Origin of the sequence: Micromonospora sp. NPDC051543, from assembly GCF_044454415.1 — a bacterium.
In the GTDB taxonomy this organism is placed as follows: Bacteria; Actinomycetota; Actinomycetes; order Mycobacteriales; family Micromonosporaceae; genus Micromonospora.
Genome location: NZ_JBITDT010000009.1, coordinates 206,314 through 225,003, shown reverse-complemented (window position 1 = coordinate 225,003; position 18,690 = coordinate 206,314). Strand labels below are relative to the sequence as shown.

Below are 18,690 nucleotides of genomic sequence, written 5' to 3'. Positions count from 1 at the left end.
GGGGGCCCCGGGCGCGGGGGGGGGGGGGGCCGCGGGGGGGGGGGTGGGTGGCTTCACCGCGCTCGGGGTGGGTGGGGGTGTCTGTGCGAGCAGCATGCCGGACGCCGTCGTCGTTGGAAGGGAACGCAACAGCCGTGACGGAAACCCACAGCAGCGCCCCGCGCGGGGACAGCGGCCCGGAGGCCGCCCGACTGGTGGCCAGCCGGGTGCTGGACGTACCGGATTTCCCGAAGCCCGGTGTCCTGTTCAAGGACCTGATGCCGCTGTTCGCCGACGGGAAGGCGTTCCGCGAGGTTGTCGACGGGATCGTCGCGTACCACGGGCGGGACGCGTTCGACGTGGTGGTCGGCATCGAGGCGCGGGGGTTCGTCGTCGCGGCGGCCGTCGCGTACGCGGCCGGGGTGGGTGTCGTGCCGGTGCGTAAGGCCGGCAAGTTGCCCCGCCCGGCGCACTCGGTCTCGTACGCCCTCGAATACGGCGAGGCCACGCTCGAGGTGCACGAGGACGCCTTCACCGCCGGCCACCGGGTGCTCGTCGTCGATGACGTGCTGGCCACCGGGGGCACCGCCGAGGCGACGCTGGACCTGGTCGAGCGCGCGGGCGGTACGGTGACGGGCTTCACCGTACTGTTGGAGCTTGCCTTCCTGGGCGCGCGGGAGCGACTGTCACCGCGTCCGGTCCATGCCCTGCTGACCGTTTGATCGCTATCGCGCCGGCGCCGGGACGATGGTATGCCCACGCTGTGTGCCGACCGGCCGTGCCGACTGGCCGAGCCGATGCCCGGTCGGGCCGGCCGCTCGGGCGTCGACCGTCCGGCGGAGCGGCAGGGGACCGTCCGTGCGGGTAGCATTGCCCATTGCTGACGCCGGCGGTACACCGTCCGGCGACGCGAGACCAGGCCGGCCGACACACGGCCGGCGTGTTTCCGGCGAGCGGTGAGGAGGCCGGTGTCCCACGATGTCGTCCCTCCGGCGGAGGGCACGGTGCACCCCACAGGCGACGCTGACGGCTCGGTGACCGACCGGAACGGCGACGCGCCGGCCCGGGTGACGGGCACCGACAACGGCTCCGGCAGCGCTCCTGCCGACAGCGTGACGGCTCCTACCGAGGTCACGGCGAGCGCCGTCGAGGCGTCGCCCGGCGCGGACGGGGTCGTGGTTCCGTTCCCGACGGACGTCGACCCGTCGCCGAGCGGCGGCTTCGGGTTCTCCAACGCGCCTACCGGTCGACGGGTGCGCGCCCGCCTGGCGCGGTTCAACGCGCCCTGGCAGACCTCGCAGGTCAGCGAGGTGCTGGAACCGCTCATCGCCAGCCACCGGGAGAACCACCCGAAGGCCGACGCGCGGTTGCTCCAGCGTGCCTTCGACACGGCCGCGCGGTGGCACTCCGGCCAGTACCGCAAGTCCGGCGATCCGTACATCACGCACCCGCTCGCCGTGGCCACCATCCTGGGCAACCTGGGGATGGACACGACCACGCTGGTCGCCGCGCTGCTGCACGACACGATCGAGGACACCGAGTACACCCTCGACGCGATGCGCGCCGACTTCGGCGGCGAGGTCGCTCTGCTGGTCGACGGCGTCACCAAGCTGGACAAGGTCAAGCTGGGCGACGCGGCCAAGGCCGAGACGATCCGCAAGATGGTCGTGGCGATGGCCAAGGACCCACGGGTGCTGGTGATCAAGCTGGCCGACCGGCTGCACAACATGCGTACCCTGTCCTTCCTGCCGGCGCCGAAGCGCGAGCAGAAGGCCAAGGAGACCCTGGAGATCCTCGCGCCGCTGGCCCACCGCCTCGGTATGAACACGATCAAGTGGGAGCTGGAGGATCTGGCCTTCGGCACGCTCTTCCCGAAGCGGTTCGAGGAGATCAACCGGCTGATCGGTGAGCACCAGCCGCAGCGCGAGTCGTTGCTGCGGCAGGTCACCCAGAAGGTCGGCACCGACCTCAAGGCCGCCAAGATCAAGGCGGAGACGACCGGCCGACCGAAGCACCTCTACTCGATCTACCAGAAGATGATCGTGCGGGGTCGCGACTTCAACGACATCTACGACCTGGTCGGTGTGCGGATCCTGGTCGACACGGTGCGGGACTGCTACGCGGCGCTGGGAGTCATCCACGCCAACTGGCAGCCGGTGCCGGGTCGGTTCAAGGACTACATCGCCATGCCCAAGTTCAACATGTACCAGTCGCTGCACACGACGGTCATCGGGCCCACCGGTAAGCCGGTGGAGATGCAGATCCGCACGTACGCCATGCACCGCACCGCCGAGTTCGGCATCGCCGCGCACTGGAAGTACAAGGAGCACAAGGGCACCCCGGTGGTCGGCCCGCCGGCGCACATCGACGAGATGACCTGGCTGCGGCAGTTGCTGGACTGGCAGCGCGAGGCCGCCGACCCGAGCGAGTTCCTGGACGCGCTGCGCTTCGACCTGTCCAGCCAGGAGGTGTACGTCTTCACCCCCAAGGGTGACGTCATCCCGCTGCCGACCGGGTCGACGCCGGTGGACTTCGCGTACGCGGTGCACACCGAGGTCGGGCACAAGTGCATCGGCGCGCGGGTCAACGGCAAGCTCGTGCCGTTGGAGTCGACGCTGTCCAACGGCGACGTGATCGAGATCTTCACGTCGAAGTCCGAGACGGCCGGCCCCACGCAGGACTGGCTGGGCTTCGTCAAGAGCCCGCGCGCCCGCACCAAGATCCGCCAGTACTTCAACAAGGAGCGGCGCGAGGAGGCGATCGAGGCCGGCAAGGACGCGATCGTCAAGGCGATGCGCAAGCAGGGCATGCCGTTGCAGCGGATGCTCACCTCCGACGCGCTGATGTCGATCGCCCGGGACCTGCACCTCGCCGACGTGGCGTCGCTCTACGCGGCCGTCGGCGACAGCCAGGTCTCCGCGCAGTCGGTGGTGCAGAAGCTGATGGCCGCCTACGGCGGCGAGGAGGGCGCGGCGGAGGACATCGCCGAGACCGCCGTCGCCACCCGGCCGCCGCGCAGCCGGCAGAGCAGCAGCGACCCGGGCGTGGTGGTCCGGGGCGTCAGCGACGTCTGGATCAAGTTGGCGCGTTGCTGCACCCCGGTGCCACCGGACTCGGTGTTCGGGTTCGTCACCCGCTCCGGTGGGGTCAGCGTGCACCGTGACGACTGCGCCAACGCCGAGGACCTGCGGGCGCAGGCCGAGCGGGTGGTCGAGGTGAGCTGGAAGCTCACGTCCGCCTCCACGTTCCTGGTGGCGATCCAGGTCGAGGCTCTGGACCGGCACAAGCTGCTCGCCGACGTCACCCGGGTGCTCTCCGACGAGCGGGTGAACATCCTGTCCGCGACCGTCACCACCACCCGTGACCGGGTCGCGGTCAGCCGGTTCAGCTTCGAGATGGCCGACCCGAAGCACCTGGGCCACCTGCTGGCCACCGTTCGCAAGGTCGACGGCGTGTTCGACGCGTACCGGGTGACCTCCGGCGCCTGACGCGTACCCCGCATACGAGAGCGCCCGCCGGCTGAGCCGGCGGGCGCTTCGTCATGCTGGCGGGCGTCAGCCCTGCGGCGCGCTCATCGTGAGGGTCTTGATGACGACCTCCTTCTTCGGGTGGCCGCCACCGGCCTGCTGGGCGAACGCCCCGTCGTCGCCGGCCTTGGCCACGTCCTTGACGATGTCCATACCACCGGTGACGGTGCCCAGCACGGTGTACGCCGGGTCGAGCGGCGAGTCGCCGTACACGATGAAGAACTGGCTGCCGGTGCTGCCGGGCTGACCGGAGTTGGCCATCGCGATGACACCCTCCGGGTACGGCGGGCGCTTGTCGGTGGGCAGGTTCTCCTCGGGCAGCCGGAAGCTCGGGCCACCCGTGCCGTCGGTGTCGCGCCAACCCTTGCCGGTGGCGCTCGGGTCACCGCACTGCAGCACCTTGATGCCCTCGGTCACCAGGCGGTGGCACTTGGTGTTGTCGAAGAACTTCTTCTCGGCGAGGAGGCTGAACGCCCCCGCGGTGCAGGGCACCTGCGAACGGTCGACCTTGGCCGTGATCGGGCCGAGGTTGGTGTCGATCGTCATGGTCTGCACACCGCTGGCGGACTGCTGGTTGCTCGGTACCCCGACGTCCTTGATCTGCGGGGACCGCTGGTCGGCCGGCATCGCGTTGTAGACGCACTCGGACGCCCCGGGCGCCGACGCGGCGTTCTTGTCCTTGTCGTCGTCGCCGCCGAGGGTCGTGGCAAGCCAGACGGTCCCGGCGACCACGAGCACCAGCACGGCGGCGGCGCCGACGATCGCCTGCGTCTGGCGGCGTTTGCGGGCCTTGGCCGAGCGCTCGGCCATCTCCTTCTCGAGTCGGGCGCGTGCCGCCGCGCGCTGCCGCTCTCTGGTGGACGTCACGCCTGGATCCTCCTGGCTGTCTGCTGCGGGGTGCCGCTTAAGGTGGGTTGGGGCGACCGGTCAGCCGGCGCTCGGGCTGGTGGCCGGGGCGCCGGACGGCGGCGGTGCCGCGCCGGTGACCGGCTCGCCGACCGTGAGGCTCTGGATCACCACGTCGGTCTTGGGCTTGACCTTCGCCCCGGTCCCATTGTCCACGGTCGGCTGGGCGCCGATCTTCTCCACCACGTCCAGGCCGCCGGTGACCTTGCCGATCACCGGGTACTTCGGGTCCGCCGTGGTGAAGTCCTTGAAGAAGATCAGGAACTGGCTGCCGTTGGTGCCCGGCGGGTTGGAGATCATCGCCACGGTGCCCTTGGGGTACGTCGGCGGCTGTCCGGGCGCGGGGCTGGCCGAGGGCGACGGCGCGGTCGGCACGTCCTCGTCGTAGAACGAGTAGGTGGGCCCGCCCAGGCCGGTGCCGCTGGGGTCACCGCAGCGCAGCGCGCCGTCGGTGGTGATCTCGTGGCACTTGGTGTTGTCGTAGAACGACCGACCCGCCAGGTGGGCGATGCTCGCGGCGGCGCACGGCGAGCTGGTCAGGTTCAGCTCGGCGGTGATCGGCGCACCCTGGTTGGTGGTGACGGTCATCGGCCGGGTGCCGTCGGTGGGCAGGCCCTTGGTCTGCGGCGTGCCGACGTCCTTGAGGTTGGTGTTCGCCGTCGCGTCCTGCGGGGTCCAGAGGCAGGTGTCCTCGGCCGCCGCGTTCTGCTTCGGGTCGGAGTCGAACGCACCGAGCGCCCAGGCCGAGCCGGCCACGATCACCGCGAGGACCAGGAAGGCGCCCACACCGGCCTGGATCTGCCGACGACGCCGTGTGGCGGCCGCTCGGCGTGCCAGCTGCCGGTCGAGCTTGGCCCGCGCCAGTTTGCGCTGCCGGTCCCTGCTGGAAGCCACAGGTGCTCCCCTTTCTTCGCCTGATCGTCACCGGCGGCCGGCTCTCCCGGCCTGTCCGGGCGTCGCGTGTGCCGCGCCACACGCCCGCCAGAGTGTACGGCTAGTGACTGGGAATGTGGTGTACGAGGTCCACCCTGCCCCGAGCAGCGTTTATCGGAAGTTGTCACTGTGCCGGTCGGGGCGTGGGGGACGGACGCGGCAAACCCGCTCGGCCCGCCCGATAGGCTGCTGGGCAGGACGACAGCTCGACGGAGAGGACAGCGCCCGTGCTCGTGGCCGGCTTTCCCGCGGACGCCTTCGGCACCAACTGTTACGTGGTCGCCACCGCGCCGGGGGAGCAGTGCGTGGTGGTCGACCCCGGCATCGGGGTGCTCGACCAGCTCGACGCGCTGCTCGCCGAGCACCGCCTGCATCCGGCCGCCGTGCTGCTGACTCACGGCCACCTGGACCACACGTTCTCGGTGGCGCCGGTCTGCGACGCCCGCGGGATCACCGCGTACGTGCACCCCGGCGACCGGGAGATGCTCGCCGACCCGGCCAAGGGCCTCTCGGCCGACCTGACGTCGCTCTTCGGCGGCCGGCTGAGCTACAGCGAGCCGGAGGACGTGGCCGAGTTGACCGACGGCGCCACCCTCACGCTCGCCGGCCTGGAGATCGCCGTCGACCACGCACCGGGCCATACCGGCGGGTCGGTGCTGTTCCGGCTGCCCGGCGCCGGGTCGGGCTGGGAGGCGGACGAGATCTGCCTCTCCGGTGACGTCCTCTTCGCCGGCTCGATCGGCCGCACCGACCTGCCCGGCGGCAGCATGCCGGCCATGCTCGCCAGCCTGCGCGACAAGATCCTTCCGCTGGCCGACGACACCGTCGTGCTGCCCGGCCACGGCCCGAGCACCACCATCGGCCGCGAGCGCGCCAGCAACCCGTACCTCGTCGAGGTGGCCGGCACGTCGCCGGCCGCGCCCACCCGGGGTTTCTAGATCATTCGTCCGCGCCGCGCGCGGACCCACGACACCACCGCGCCACGGGCGCGGAACCGCAAGGAGTACGCGATGAGCAAGCCCACGCCCATCTCCGGGTTCCCGGAGTGGACCCCCGGTCAGCGGATGATCGAGCAGTTCGTGCTCGACAAGATCCGGGACACCTTCGAGCTGTACGGGTTCGCCCCGCTGGAGACCCGCTCGGTGGAGCCGCTGGACCAGCTCCTGCGCAAGGGGGAGACCTCCAAGGAGGTCTACGTGATCCGGCGGCTGCACGCCGACGCCGAGGGCGCCGGTGGTGACGACCAGCTCGGGCTGCACTTCGACCTGACCGTGCCGTTCGCCCGCTACGTGTTGGAGAACGCCGGCAAGCTCACCTTCCCGTTCCGTCGTTACCAGATCCAGAAGGTGTGGCGCGGCGAGCGGCCGCAGGAGGGCCGCTACCGGGAGTTCGTCCAGGCCGACATCGACATCGTCGACCGGGACACCCTGGCACCGCACCACGAGGCGGAGATGCCGCTGGTCATCGGGGACGCCCTGCGCGCCCTGCCCATCCCGCCGGTGACCATCCAGGTGAACAACCGAAAGATCTGGGAGGGCTTCTTCCGGGGCATCGGGGTGACCGACCCGGAGGCGGCGCTGCGTACCGTCGACAAGCTCGACAAGATCGGCCCGGCGAAGGTGGTCGAGCTGCTGGCCGAGACCGCGGGGGCGAGCGAGGCGCAGGCCAAGGCGTGCCTCGCGTTGGCCGAGATCTCCGCGCCGGACGCCTCGTTCGCCGACGCCGTACGCGCGCTCGGGGTCACCGACCCGCTGCTGGACGAGGGCGTCGACGAGCTGGTCCGGGTGGTGGAGACCGCGGCCGGGCACTCGCCCGGACTCTGCGTGGCCGACCTGCGCATCGCCCGCGGTCTGGATTACTACACGGGCACGGTCTACGAGACCCAGCTGCGCGGCTACGAGCGGTTCGGCTCGATCTGCTCCGGCGGCCGGTACGACAACCTGGCCAGCGCGGGGGCGGTCTCGTACCCCGGTGTGGGGATCTCGATCGGGGTGACCCGGCTGCTCGGGCTGCTCTTCGGCGCGGGGGAGCTGACCGTCTCCCGTTCGGTGCCCACCTGTGTCCTGGTGGCGCTCGCCGACGAGGAGCAGCGTGCGGCCAGCGACAGGATCGCGGCGGAGCTGCGTCGGCGGGGGATCGCCACCGAGGTGTCCCCGAGCGCGGCCAAGTTCGGCAAGCAGATCCGGTACGCCGAGCGGCGGGGCATCCCGTACGTCTGGTTCCCGGGGGCCGACGGCGCGGCGGACGAGGTGAAGGACATCCGCTCCGGTGAGCAGGTGACGGCCGACGCGCAGGCCTGGGCGCCACCGGCGGGTGACCTCCGGCCGGCGGTGAACTGAGCGCTTCCACTGGCGCTATCGGTCGCGGGGACCTACGGTAGCGTAAGTTACGCCACCGTAGGGAGTTCTTCGTGACCGTGAGCACCACACTCAGCCAGACCGCCCTGCTCGTCGAGCTGGAGCCGGTAGTCGCGCGCAACCTGGACCGCCATCTCTCGCTGGCGAAGGAGTGGTTCCCGCACGAGTACGTGCCGTGGAGCGAGGGGCGCACCTTCGACGGGCCGCTCGGTGGCGAGGCGTGGTCGCCGACCGACTCGACGATCCCGGACGTGGCCCGCACCGCGCTGATCGTGAACCTGCTGACCGAGGACAACCTGCCCTCGTACCACCACGAGATCGCCACCCTGTTCGGCCGCGACGGCGCCTGGGGCACCTGGGTGCACCGGTGGACCGCGGAGGAGGGACGGCACGGCGTCGCGATCCGTGACTACCTGACCGTCACCCGCGCCGTCGACCCGGTGGCGTTGGAGCGGGCCCGGATGACGCACATGTCGGAGGGCTACACCAACGCCCACGGCGACGAGGTGCTGCACTCGCTGGCGTACGTCTCGTTCCAGGAGCTGGCCACCCGGATCTCGCACCGCAACACCGGCAAGGCCACCGGCGACCCCGCCTGCGAGGCGCTGCTGGCCCGGGTGGCCGCCGACGAGAACCTGCACATGGTCTTCTACCGGAACCTGCTCGCCGCCGCGTTCGAGCTGGCCCCGAGCCAGGCCATGCGGGCCGTCGCCGATGTCGTCGCCGACTTCCAGATGCCCGGCAACGGCATCGAGGGCTTCGCCCGCAAGTCGGTGGCGATCGCCCTCGCCGGCATCTACGACCTGCGCCAGCACCGCGACGAGGTGTTGCAGCCGGTGCTGCGCCAGTGGGACGTCTTCAACGTCACCGGCCTCGACGCCGACGGCGAAGCCGCCCGGGAACAACTCGCCACCCAGCTCGACGCCCTGGACCGCGCGGCGTCCCGCTTCGAAGAAAAGCGCGACGCCCGAGCCGCCCGCCTAGCCCAGCGCTAACCCCCACCCCCACCCCGCGTCCCGCACCCACCCACCCCCGTCGATCTTGCACTTTCTGTGGTCACGAATCGGGGCACAGCCCGCGTTTCGGCGACAGGAACTGCAAGATCGACGGCGCGGGGGTGGGGGTTGGGGGTCAGGGGAGGGGGAGGATCAGGCAGGTGCTGGTGGCGTGGGCTATCAGGCGGCTCTGCGCGTCCGTTAGGCGGGCTTCGGCCAGGGCCGTGCGGCGTCCGCGTTGCAGGACTGTGCCCTCGCAGCTCAACGTGCCGCTCGCGACGGTGACCGGCCGGAGGAACTTCACGTTCAGGTCCAGCGAGGTGTAGCCGACCCCGGCGGGCAGCGTGGTGTGTACGGCGCAGGCGGCGGCGGTGTCCAGCAGTGTCGAGAGGACGCCGCCGTGCACGGTGCCCAGCGGGTTGTAGTGGAACTCCTGGGGGGTCAGCTCGACGACGACGCGGCCCTCGTCGGCCTCCATGCGGGCCATGTCGAGCAGGTGCATCACCGGGGGTGCGGCCAGTTCCCCCGCGATCATCGCGCGAAGCATGTCGAGGCCGCTGCGCTGACCGACCTGCGCCGCGTTGGCGGCCGGGTCCGACCAGGTGAAGGTACGGCTGCGCGCCGGCTCCTGAGTCTGCGTCATGGATGCAGCCTCGCAGGGTGTTGCTGAGTCTGTCAATGAGACCTAGCCTGGTCGGATGAGGCCCGCAGCACTGGACTGGTCGGTGGAGAACTGCACGATCGCCCGCGCAATGGAGATCCTCGGCGAGCGGTGGACCATGGTGGTGCTGCGCGAGGTGTTCAGCGGCGTACGGCGCTTCGACGACATGCGGGTCCGTACCGGAATCCCCAGGCAGGTTCTCACCAACCGGCTGGCCCTGCTGGTCGAGCGGGGCGTCCTTCGTCGTGAGCCGTACCGGGAGCCCGGCAGCCGGCTGCGCCACGAGTACCGACTGACGGAGATGGGCTTCGCCCTCTGGCCGGTGCTCGTCGCCGTGCTCGGGTGGGGCGATAGGTACCTGGCCGACGCCGAGGGCGCGCCGTTGCGCGTGGAGCACCGCGACTGCGGCGCCGAGGTGCGCGCCGAGCTGCGCTGCGCCGACGGGCACGAGGTGCGGGACCCGCGTGACGTGCTGCCCCGACCGGGGCCCGGCGCGCACCGCCGCTCCTCCTGACGCCGCGGCACCGCCCGTTGTGGCGTCAACCGCCGTCGTCGTCGGGTGGTGTCCGAAAGAGATCCAGCGATCGTCGGGGTGTGACGGTAGGTGCCCGCGAGCGTGTCAGTGGTGTTGCGACAGTGTCATCGATGGTGGTCGACGAATTCGGGCGAAACCAGCTCTTGTCAATGATCTTAAGTATGTGAATACTTCAGTTCACTCGACCGGTTTTCGCAGATCGGCCGGGTTGCCCTCGGGTCAGCCATCCCCGGCCAGACCCGTCTCCCCCGCCCAGGAGGTTTGTTACATGCGACCCACGAGGTCCTCCTTCCGCGTTGCGGCCACCGTTGCCGTGAGCGGAACCCTGGTCGTCGGCTCGCTCATCGGCGCACCCGCCCAGGCCGCCCCCGCCGCCTCGCCCGACGCCGGCGCGGCCCTCTCCGCTCAGCTCGGCGACCGCTCCGCCGGCTCGTACATCGACGCCAGCGGCAAGACCGTCGTCACGGTGACCGACGCGGCCGCCGCGAGCGCGGTCAGCAAGGCCGGAGCGAGCGTCCGGTACGTCACCCGTGGCGCCGCCGAGCTCAACCGGGCCACCGCCGAGCTGGAGCGTTCGGCGAAGATCCCGGGCACCGCCTGGTGGAGCGACCCGATCACCAACCAGGTGGTCGTCTCCGTCGACAGCACCGTCACCGGCGCCAAGCTGGAGCGGGTCAAGGCGGCTGCCGCTCGCGCCAACGGCGCGGTGCGGGTCGAGGCCGAGGCCGGCGTGCTGAGCACCCGGATCTCCGGTGGCCAGGCCATCTACACCGGCGGTTACCGCTGCTCGCTGGGCTTCAACGTGCGCAGTGGCAGCACCTACTACTTCCTGACCGCCGGGCACTGCACCAACCTCGGCACCAACTGGTACTCGAACTCGAGCCAGACCAGCCTGCTCGGCACCCGTACCGGCACCAGCTTCCCGGGCAACGACTACGGCATCGTGCGGCACAGCAACTCGGCGAACGCCGCCGGCAACGTCTACCTCTACAACGGCAGCTACCGGGACATCACCGGCTCCGGCAACGCGTCGGTCGGCCAGTCGGTGCAGCGCTCCGGCAGCACCACGGGCCTGCGCAGCGGCTCGGTGACCGCGACCAACGCCACGGTGAACTACGCCGAGGGCTCGGTCTCCGGCCTGATCCGCACCAACGTCTGCGCCGAGGGTGGCGACAGCGGTGGTTCGCTCTTCTCCGGCGGCACCGCGCTCGGCCTCACCTCCGGTGGCAGCGGCAACTGCAGCAGCGGCGGCACCACGTTCTTCCAGCCGGTCACCGAGGTCCTGAGCCGTTACGGCGTCAGCGTCTTCTGATCGACGTACCGCACGCGGGCCGCCGGGGCACTCCGGCGGCCCGCGTCGCGCGTCCGGGTCGGCTCACGCGAGCCGGTCGGGCCCGTCCGTCGGCAGCAGCGGATCCGGGGGTACGACACCGGTCGCCGGCAGGGCCGCTGCGAGCGGTGTGGCCCCGGCGGCCCACGTGAGGTGCGCCCGGCGGGCCGACAACACGGCCAGCAGCGGCCAGACCGAGACGCCCACCGCGGTGACCCGTTCGGCCAGGCCGGTGCGGGATCCGCTGGTCACCTCGAACGCGAACCAGCCGAAGAGCGCCAGCAGCACCAGCGTGGCGCTCAGCGCCACGCCGCGTCGGAACGCCCAGGGCGGTTGCGGCGTCCGTGGATGCGCGGCGTCCGGGCCACGCGACAGTCGCAGCGCCGACCCGGCCGGCCAGAGCGCCAGCGCCAGGACGGCGATGGTCGCCACGATGCCGTGGCTGAGCGAGCCGCCGACCGCCGGCCGGGGGAAGGCGACGAGCGCGATGGTGGCCACGCCGCCGACGGCGAGCAGGAAGCGACTCGGAAGGCCCGCCGCGTGCAGCACCGCGGCGGTCGCCAGGTAACAGCACCCGAGCAGCACCAGGGCACTGATCATGATCCAGCCGTCGGTGGCGTCGTGCCCGGCGAGTTCGCTGATGGTGTCCCGGATCGGGTCGTACCCGACGGGCTGCCGGGCGCCCGCCACCGTCCAACCGCCCACCAGCAGCACCGGCGCGGCCACCGCCGTGGCGACGCCCCAGTTCGGTACGGCGCGCATCAGGCCACGTTAACCGCCGTCACGCCCCGGCGAGCCGGGTTCGCCGGCTCGCCCACCAGCGAATCACCCGGGCCTGACGGGTGCCCCCCAGCGGGACCGGCCACCCCTGACACAATGCGGGTGAGGACTGTTCCACGATGAGGAGTTGCCAGCCGTGATCCGTACCCACAATGCCGGAAGCCTGCGCGCCGCGGACGCCGGCTCGACGGTGACGCTCGCCGGGTGGGTGGCCCGCCGGCGCGACCACGGCGGTGTCATCTTCGTCGACCTGCGCGACGGCTCCGGCGTCGTGCAGGTGGTGTTCCGCGAGGAGGACGCGCACGCGCTGCGCAACGAGTTCTGCGTGAAGGTCACCGGCGAGGTGACCCGCCGCCCCGAGGGCAACGAGAACCTCGACCTGCCCACCGGCGAGGTCGAGGTGACCGCCGCCGCGCTGGAGGTGCTCTCCGAGGCCGCGCCGCTGCCACTCCCGGTGGACGACCAGGTCGAGGCCGGTGACGACATCCGGCTCAAGTACCGCTACCTGGACCTGCGCCGCAGCGGCCCGGCGAATGCGCTGCGGCTGCGCTCGCGCGCCAGCCAGCTCGCCCGGGGCGTGCTGCACGAGCGGGACTTCCTGGAGATCGAGACGCCGACGCTGACCCGGTCGACCCCGGAGGGCGCCCGCGACTTCCTGGTGCCGGTGCGGTTGCAGCCCGGCAGCTGGTACGCGCTGCCGCAGTCGCCGCAGCTCTTCAAGCAGCTGCTGATGGTCGGCGGCATGGAGCGGTACTACCAGATCGCCCGCTGCTACCGCGACGAGGACTTCCGCGCCGACCGGCAGCCGGAGTTCACCCAGCTCGACATCGAGATGTCCTTCGTCACCGAGGACGACGTGATCGACCTCGGCGAGGCGATCGTCTCGGCGCTCTGGAAGGACCTGGCCGGGCACGAGATCACCCGACCGATCCCGCGGATCACCTGGCACGACGCGATGGCCCGGTACGGCTCGGACAAGCCGGACCTGCGCTACGGCGTCGAGCTGACCGAACTGACCGACTACCTGCGCGGCACCGAGTTCCGGGTGTTCGCCGGCGCGATCGACGCGGGCGGTTACGTGGGCGCGGTGGTGATGCCCGGTGGCGCGGCGCAGACCCGCAAGGAGCTGGACGGCTGGCAGGACTGGGCCAAGGCGCGCGGCGCGCGGGGCCTGGCGTACGTGGTGCTGGACGCCGAGACCGGCGAGGCGCGCGGCCCGGTGGCCAAGAACCTCTCCGCCGAGCACCTGGGCGGGCTCGCCGACGCGGTCGGCGCCAAGCCGGGCGACGCGGTCTTCTTCGCGGCGAGCACGACCACCCGCGAGGCGCAGGAGCTGCTCGGCGCGGCGCGGATCGAGATCGCCAAGCGCTCCGGCCTGATCGACGAGAGCGCCTGGGCGTTCTGCTGGGTGGTCGACGCGCCCATGTTCGAGAAGACGGACGAGGGCGGCTGGACCGCCGTGCACCACCCGTTCACCTCCCCGAACTCGGAGTGGGTGGACCGGTTCGAGGAGGCGCCGGACCGGGCCCTCGCCTACGCGTACGACATCGTCTGCAACGGCAACGAGATCGGCGGCGGCTCGATCCGTATCCACCGGGGTGATGTGCAGCAGCGGGTCTTCGACCTGCTGGGCATCACCCCGGAGGAGGCGCAGGACAAGTTCGGCTTCCTGCTGGAGGCGTTCAAGTACGGCGCACCGCCGCACGGCGGCATCGCGTTCGGCTGGGACCGGGTCTGCATGCTGCTGGCCGGCGCGGACTCCATCCGCGAGGTCATCGCGTTCCCGAAGACCCGGGGCGGCTTCGACCCGCTGACCGGCGCACCGACGCCGATCACGGGCCAGCAGCGCGCCGAGGCCGGCATCGACGCCAAGCCCAAGCCCGCGCCTGCGGCCCACACCGGCACCGCCGGCCCGGCCGCCCCGGTGGCCGACCCGGTCTAGCCCCACCCCGTTTTTGGTTGATCAAGAGGTTCGCGTCATCATCGCCCCGTGAGATGACGCGAACCTCTTGATCAACGGGGGAGTGGGCGGAGATGCGGGTACTTGTCGTCGGGGGTAGTGGGTTTCTCGGCCGGGAGGTTTGTCGGCGGGGTCTACGCGCGGGGCTATCGGTCGTCGGCACGTTCCACGGCGGTGACGTCGGTGTGCCGGGGGTCGCGGCGCGACGGTTGGACGTGACCGACCGCGCCGCCGTGCGCGCGCTGGTCGCCGAGGTGCGGCCGGACGCCGTGGTCTCGACCCCCTACCGGTACGACGACTGGACGGTCACCGCCGACGGCGCCGCCCACGTGGCCCTCGCCGCCGCCGAGGTGGGCGCACGCCTGGTGCACCTGTCCAGCGACGCGCTGCACGGCGGCCGGCCCCAGCCGTACGCCGACGACGATCCGCCCAGCCCGGTCAACGCGTACGGGGCCGCGAAGGCGGCGGCCGAGACCGCCGTGCGCGCGATCGATCCCGGCGCGGCGCTGGTGCGTACCTCGCTGATCCTGGGGGAGGGCAGCAAGCAGATCCAGCTCTGCCGCGACGCGCTCGCCGGGCGAGCCGTCCTGTTCACCGACGAGGTCCGGTGCCCGGTTGACGTCACCGACCTGGCCGACGCCGTGCTGGAGCTGGTCGGCTCGTCGTACGCCGGTCTGCTCAACGTGGCCGGCGCGGACGCCGTCAGCCGGGCCGAGCTGGGCCTGCTGGTCGCCGAGCGGTTCGGGCTGGACGCGACAGGGCTGAAGACCACCACGGCCGCCGCCGTCGGTGTGGTGCGCCCGAGCGACGTACGCCTCGACTTCACCCGCGCCGCCGGTCTGCTGCGGACGCGGTTGCGCGGGGTACGGGAACTGCTGGCCTGACATCCTGCACACTTCCTATGCACAACTCTTGTGCATAGGAAGTGTGCAGCGATAGTGTGCATGCATGGATGCCGACCCCAGTCCCGCGAACAAGCCGCCCGAGCCCCGGCAGGTCCACCTCGACAGCCGACAGGTCCGCACCCTGGCCCACCCACTGCGCATGCGCCTGCTGGGCTCGCTGCGGGTCGACGGCCCTGCGACCGCCACCGCACTGGCCGAGAAGCTGGGCACCAACACCGGCGCGACCAGCTACCACCTCCGGCAGCTCGCCGAGGTGGGTCTGGTGGCCGAGGACCCGGCGCGGGGCAGCGGCCGGCAGCGCTGGTGGCAGGCCGCGCACGACATCAGCAACTTCGAACCCACCGACTTCGACGACGACCCCGACGCCCGGGCCGCCGTGCAGTGGATTCAAGCCGACCAGGTGCGGGTGATGGCCGAACTGGCCGAGCGCTGGATGGGCGTCGAGCACCACCAGTCCCGCGAGTGGCGCGACGCCGCCGGCATGGGTGACCTGGTGTTGCCGCTCGATCCGGCCCGGCTGCGGGCGCTCAACGACGAGCTGTGGGCGGTGCTGATGCGCTACCGCGACCAGCCCGCCCCGGAGGGGGACGTCAAGCCGGTGCACATGTTCGTCGCCGGCTTCCCGCGGTTGGAGGAGCGCTGGTGAGTGAGCCGGGTTCGCGAGCCCCGCAGTCGCGAGCGCAGGTGGCGTCGTGAGCGCGCTGAGCGTACGCCAGGTCCGGCGTCGCTACCTCACGCTGTACGGCCTGCGCTGGCTGCCCACGGGCCTGCTGATCCCGGTGATGATCCTGCTGATGCAGGAGCGCGGCCTGTCGCTGCCGCAGATCGGCCTGGTCACCACCGCACAGGGACTGCTGGTGCTCGCGCTGGAACTGCCCACCGGTGGCGTCGCCGACGCCCTCGGGCGCAAGCCGGTCCTGCTCGCCGCCGGAGTCTTCAACCTCGCCGCCCTCGCGGTGTTCGCGGTGGCCGACTCTTTCGCGCTGTTCTTCCTGGTCTGGGCCCTGCAGGGCGTCTACCGGGCGCTCGACAGCGGCCCCCTCGAGTCCTGGTACGTCGACGCCACGCTGGCCGCCGACCCGCGGGCCGAGTACGAGAAGGGCCTCGGGTACGCCGGCACCGTCATCGGCATCGCCATCGGCGGCGGGGCCCTGCTCAGTGGTGGACTCGTCGCGCTCGGGCCGCTCGGCCCGGTCAGCGCCCTCACCGTGCCGGTGCTGGCCGCGCTCGTCGCGCAGGCGGTGGCGCTCGGCGCGTTGCTGGTCCTGCTGGTCGAGGAGCGTCCGGCCACCGGTCTGGCGGCGGTGCGCGCGTCGGTGACGCAGGCGCCCCGCATGATCGGCCAGGCGGTTGGCCTGCTGCGCCGATCCCGGGTACTTCTCGCGTTGGTGGCGGTGGAGCTGTTCTGGGGCTTCGGCATGATCACCTTCGAATCGCTGCTGCCGGTCCGGCTCGCCGAGGTGGTCGGCGACCCGGAACGCGCCGCCGCGCTGCTCGGGCCGGCCAGCTCCGCCGCCTGGATCGCCAACGCCGCCGGCGCGGCGCTGACCCCGCTGCTGCTGCGCTGGCCCGGGGCGGCGCCGGGCGCGGCCCTGCTGCGCATCCTGCAGGGCGTCACGGTGGTCGGGATGGGCCTGTTCGCCGGCCCGGTCGGGGTGCTCGTCGCCTATCTGGCCTGCTACACCGTGCACGGCGCGTCGAACCCGCTGCACAGTGGCCTGCTGCACCGCCAGGTCGACGGCCCGTACCGCACCAGCGTGCTCTCCCTGAACTCGATGATGGGGCAACCGGCCGCCGCGCTCGGCGGAGTCGTGCTGACCGCGCTCGCGGCCAGCACCAGCGTGGGTACGGCGATGGTGGTCGGCGCGGTAGTGCTGGCCGTCGCCGCCCCGCTCTACCTGCCCGCCTGGCGGGCCGACCGGCGGGCCGTGTCGGACCCGGCCGGCCCCGGCGTTGCTGTGGATCCGCCCGGCCTGCCCGGCCCGCGCGGCGGTTTGGACCCCGCCGGCCCTGCCGGTGACGGCGCGGACCCGACGGGTGGTGGCGTGGCCCCGACGGGTGGTGGCGTGGCCCCCACGGGTGGTGGCGTGGACCCGGCCGTGGCGGCAGTGCCGGTCGAGCGGCCTTAAGAACTGGCTGGCCGGCCGGGACGGCGTACGGCGGCGTTGCGGTGGCGTCCGGATACGACACCGGTATCCGGACCTCACCTCGCCTTCGATCGCCGCCCCGGCTCGACCGCCCTTGTGAAACGGGCCCTAGCGCTCGGAACCGAGGCGGATCGAGGTGCGGGGCAGGGTGTTGGTGAAGCCGAGACGCCGGTAGAGCCGTACCGCCTGGACGTTGTCGGGGTAGACGCCGAGCGCGACGGTGTCGTGCCGGGACAGCAGCGCCCGGGTCATCCCGGCGGTCAGCGCCGCGCCCAGCCCTCGGCCCCGCTCGTCGGGGGCGACGGTCAGGCCCGCCAGGAAGCCGACGTCTCCCCGGCTGCGGTCCGCGCCGCACGCCACCACCCGGTCGCCGGACCGGATGCCGTACCAGTCGACGACCGTCGGGTCACCCGGCCGCGTGGTGGTGGTCGGGAACGCCTCGTCGACCAGCGCCTCCAGCTCCGGGCGGTCGGCGTCGGTCAGCCGAACGACCCGCTGCTCGTCGGGCTGCTCCGGCGGCGCGACGGTGGTCCAGTGGAAGTCCCAGTCGACGTGCTGTGCCACCGCCACCCGCCCGACCGCCAGGGCAGGGTCGAATCGGGGCAGGTGTAGCCGGTTCTCCGGCCGGAGCAGGCCCTCGGCGACCAGCGTGGCGCACAGGTCCAGTACCGGCCCGGCCGGACCCACGGCGTCGGCGCCGAAGCCGCGCTCGGGTGGCAACAACCACAGCACGGCGCCGTCGCGTTGCCAGCCACGCGCCGGAGTGCCCGGCGAGAGCGAGTGCCGGACGAACGGGTGCCCGCCCACGGCGGCCAGGATCGTGGCCCGGTCGTGAAGCGCCTGGGTCTCGATGATCACTCGGCCAGCCTAGGAGCCGGCGTGCCGGCGACCGCGCCAGGCCGGCGACGCGCCCCGCGCCCGTGCCGCGCCCCGCGCCCGCCCCGTGTCCGTGCCGCGTCCCGCGCCCGTGCCCGTGCCGCGCCCCGCGCCCGTGCCCGTGCCGCGCCCCGCGCCCGTGCCCGTGCCTCGACGCGCCCGCCCCGCGCCCAAGGTCCGCGCAACTTCGGGGATGTTGTTGCCTCAGCCGCGGCGGAAGCAGCAGCATCCCTGAAGTTGTGCGGATCTTGATGACGGTGCCCGGCCGACGCACGACCCGCGATGAACTAGCGGCGGCGAGCGCGAGGCGGCCGACCCGGGTCGAGGCCCACCCCCGCAAGATCGCGTTCGATCCTGGATCCAGTGGCATCGGCACGTCGAGGAGACAACTACATCCAGGATCCAGCGCGATCTTGCGATCGGCCCAGCCCGCAGGTGAGCGGCGACCGGCCGGCGGTGTATGGACCCGATCCACGGTGGAGATTGGCGAGTCGACCGATTGGGTACATCACGCGCCGACCTACTGGGAACCCCCACCGGAGGACCGACATGCTCGCCATTCTCGCGGCCATCGTCTTTGGCTTCGCCCTGCTGATTGACCTGTTCGACACCAACTTCGGCGCGCCCGACCTGTTCAACTGGAACACCCTCGTGCTCATCGGCCTCTTCCTGCTCGCGCTCTACCTGGGCGGCGTCGGCAGCGGGCCGCGCGGCGGTGGCGGCGGTCGCTGGTACCGGGGTCGTCGTCCTGGTCGTGGCTGACCGAGACCGATCAGCGGTGGCCCGGCCCGTAGCGCGA

The 18,690-nt window shown here is 71.9% G+C and carries 17 protein-coding genes; 12 read left to right on the top strand and 5 right to left on the bottom strand.

The genetic code is table 11. The features are described 5' to 3' along the window. Positions 1–134 precede the first annotated feature (134 nt). Together ACIA3K_RS18425 and ACIA3K_RS18420 are read left to right on the top strand one after the other, a co-directional pair. The gene (locus tag ACIA3K_RS18425) at positions 135–701 is read left to right on the top strand and encodes an adenine phosphoribosyltransferase (protein ID WP_396802390.1); all 567 of its coding nucleotides are present in this window, start codon (positions 135–137) and stop codon (positions 699–701) included. 246 nt (positions 702–947) lie between these two features. Beyond that, positions 948–3,467: a RelA/SpoT family protein gene (locus ACIA3K_RS18420; RefSeq protein WP_396802389.1), complete on the top strand. Its 2,520-nt coding sequence runs from the start codon at positions 948–950 to the stop codon at positions 3,465–3,467. Between the two features lie 66 nt (positions 3,468–3,533). On the opposite strand, the gene ACIA3K_RS18415 is transcribed toward ACIA3K_RS18420, so the two are convergent. After that, on the bottom strand, positions 3,534–4,373 hold the full coding sequence (locus tag ACIA3K_RS18415) for a peptidylprolyl isomerase (RefSeq protein ID WP_355053634.1): 840 nt from the start codon (positions 4,371–4,373) through the stop codon (positions 3,534–3,536). Positions 4,374–4,433: 60 nt separating this feature from the next. Then, complete coding sequence (locus tag ACIA3K_RS18410) at positions 4,434–5,306, bottom strand: peptidylprolyl isomerase (protein WP_396802388.1); 873 nt, start codon at positions 5,304–5,306, stop codon at positions 4,434–4,436. 266 nt (positions 5,307–5,572) lie between these two features. Here ACIA3K_RS18410 and ACIA3K_RS18405 point away from each other — a divergent pair, with 266 nt between their 5' ends. From ACIA3K_RS18405 to ACIA3K_RS18395, 3 genes are all read left to right on the top strand, one after another. Continuing rightward, a complete protein-coding gene (locus tag ACIA3K_RS18405; RefSeq protein ID WP_355053632.1) occupies positions 5,573–6,283 on the top strand; it encodes an MBL fold metallo-hydrolase in 711 nt (236 codons plus the stop codon). A gap of 72 nt (positions 6,284–6,355) precedes the next feature. Further along, positions 6,356–7,684, top strand: a complete 1,329-nt coding sequence (hisS, locus tag ACIA3K_RS18400; protein WP_396802386.1) for a histidine--tRNA ligase — start codon at positions 6,356–6,358, stop codon at positions 7,682–7,684. A 71-nt stretch (positions 7,685–7,755) separates the two neighbouring features. After that, complete coding sequence (locus ACIA3K_RS18395) at positions 7,756–8,697, top strand: acyl-ACP desaturase (protein WP_396802385.1); 942 nt, start codon at positions 7,756–7,758, stop codon at positions 8,695–8,697. 136 nt (positions 8,698–8,833) lie between these two features. Here ACIA3K_RS18395 and ACIA3K_RS18390 read toward each other — a convergent pair whose 3' ends face one another. Then, positions 8,834–9,340 (bottom strand): PaaI family thioesterase, encoded by a 507-nt coding sequence (locus ACIA3K_RS18390; protein ID WP_396802383.1) that lies wholly within the window; start codon positions 9,338–9,340, stop codon positions 8,834–8,836. A gap of 55 nt (positions 9,341–9,395) precedes the next feature. On the opposite strand from ACIA3K_RS18390, the gene ACIA3K_RS18385 reads away from it, so the two are divergent. Together ACIA3K_RS18385 and ACIA3K_RS18380 are read left to right on the top strand one after the other, a co-directional pair. Continuing rightward, positions 9,396–9,872, top strand: coding sequence for a winged helix-turn-helix transcriptional regulator (locus tag ACIA3K_RS18385; protein ID WP_396802381.1), 477 nt, complete (start codon positions 9,396–9,398; stop codon positions 9,870–9,872). 289 nt (positions 9,873–10,161) lie between these two features. Next, on the top strand, positions 10,162–11,205 hold the full coding sequence (locus ACIA3K_RS18380; protein ID WP_396802379.1) for a S1 family peptidase: 1,044 nt from the start codon (positions 10,162–10,164) through the stop codon (positions 11,203–11,205). Between the two features lie 63 nt (positions 11,206–11,268). Here the strand turns inward: ACIA3K_RS18380 and ACIA3K_RS18375 are convergent, their stop codons facing one another. After that, a complete protein-coding gene (locus ACIA3K_RS18375) occupies positions 11,269–11,985 on the bottom strand; it encodes a DUF998 domain-containing protein (protein ID WP_396802377.1) in 717 nt (238 codons plus the stop codon). A gap of 154 nt (positions 11,986–12,139) precedes the next feature. Here ACIA3K_RS18375 and aspS point away from each other — a divergent pair, with 154 nt between their 5' ends. The 4 genes from aspS (at position 12,140) to ACIA3K_RS18355 (ending at position 16,997) form a co-directional block, all read left to right on the top strand. Then, entirely contained in the window at positions 12,140–13,945 is a 1,806-nt protein-coding gene (aspS, locus tag ACIA3K_RS18370; protein WP_396802375.1) for an aspartate--tRNA ligase, read from the top strand. 92 nt (positions 13,946–14,037) lie between these two features. Beyond that, positions 14,038–14,847 (top strand): SDR family oxidoreductase, encoded by an 810-nt coding sequence (locus tag ACIA3K_RS18365; protein ID WP_396802373.1) that lies wholly within the window; start codon positions 14,038–14,040, stop codon positions 14,845–14,847. A gap of 64 nt (positions 14,848–14,911) precedes the next feature. Then, the gene (locus tag ACIA3K_RS18360; RefSeq protein WP_396802372.1) at positions 14,912–15,514 is read left to right on the top strand and encodes an ArsR/SmtB family transcription factor; all 603 of its coding nucleotides are present in this window, start codon (positions 14,912–14,914) and stop codon (positions 15,512–15,514) included. 46 nt (positions 15,515–15,560) lie between these two features. Next, positions 15,561–16,997, top strand: coding sequence for an MFS transporter (locus ACIA3K_RS18355; RefSeq protein WP_396802370.1), 1,437 nt, complete (start codon positions 15,561–15,563; stop codon positions 16,995–16,997). A gap of 126 nt (positions 16,998–17,123) precedes the next feature. Here the strand turns inward: ACIA3K_RS18355 and ACIA3K_RS18350 are convergent, their stop codons facing one another. Then, complete coding sequence (locus ACIA3K_RS18350) at positions 17,124–17,873, bottom strand: GNAT family N-acetyltransferase (protein WP_396802369.1); 750 nt, start codon at positions 17,871–17,873, stop codon at positions 17,124–17,126. A gap of 567 nt (positions 17,874–18,440) precedes the next feature. On the opposite strand from ACIA3K_RS18350, the gene ACIA3K_RS18345 reads away from it, so the two are divergent. After that, positions 18,441–18,653, top strand: coding sequence for a hypothetical protein (locus ACIA3K_RS18345; protein ID WP_357133491.1), 213 nt, complete (start codon positions 18,441–18,443; stop codon positions 18,651–18,653). Positions 18,654–18,690: the final 37 nt, after the last annotated feature.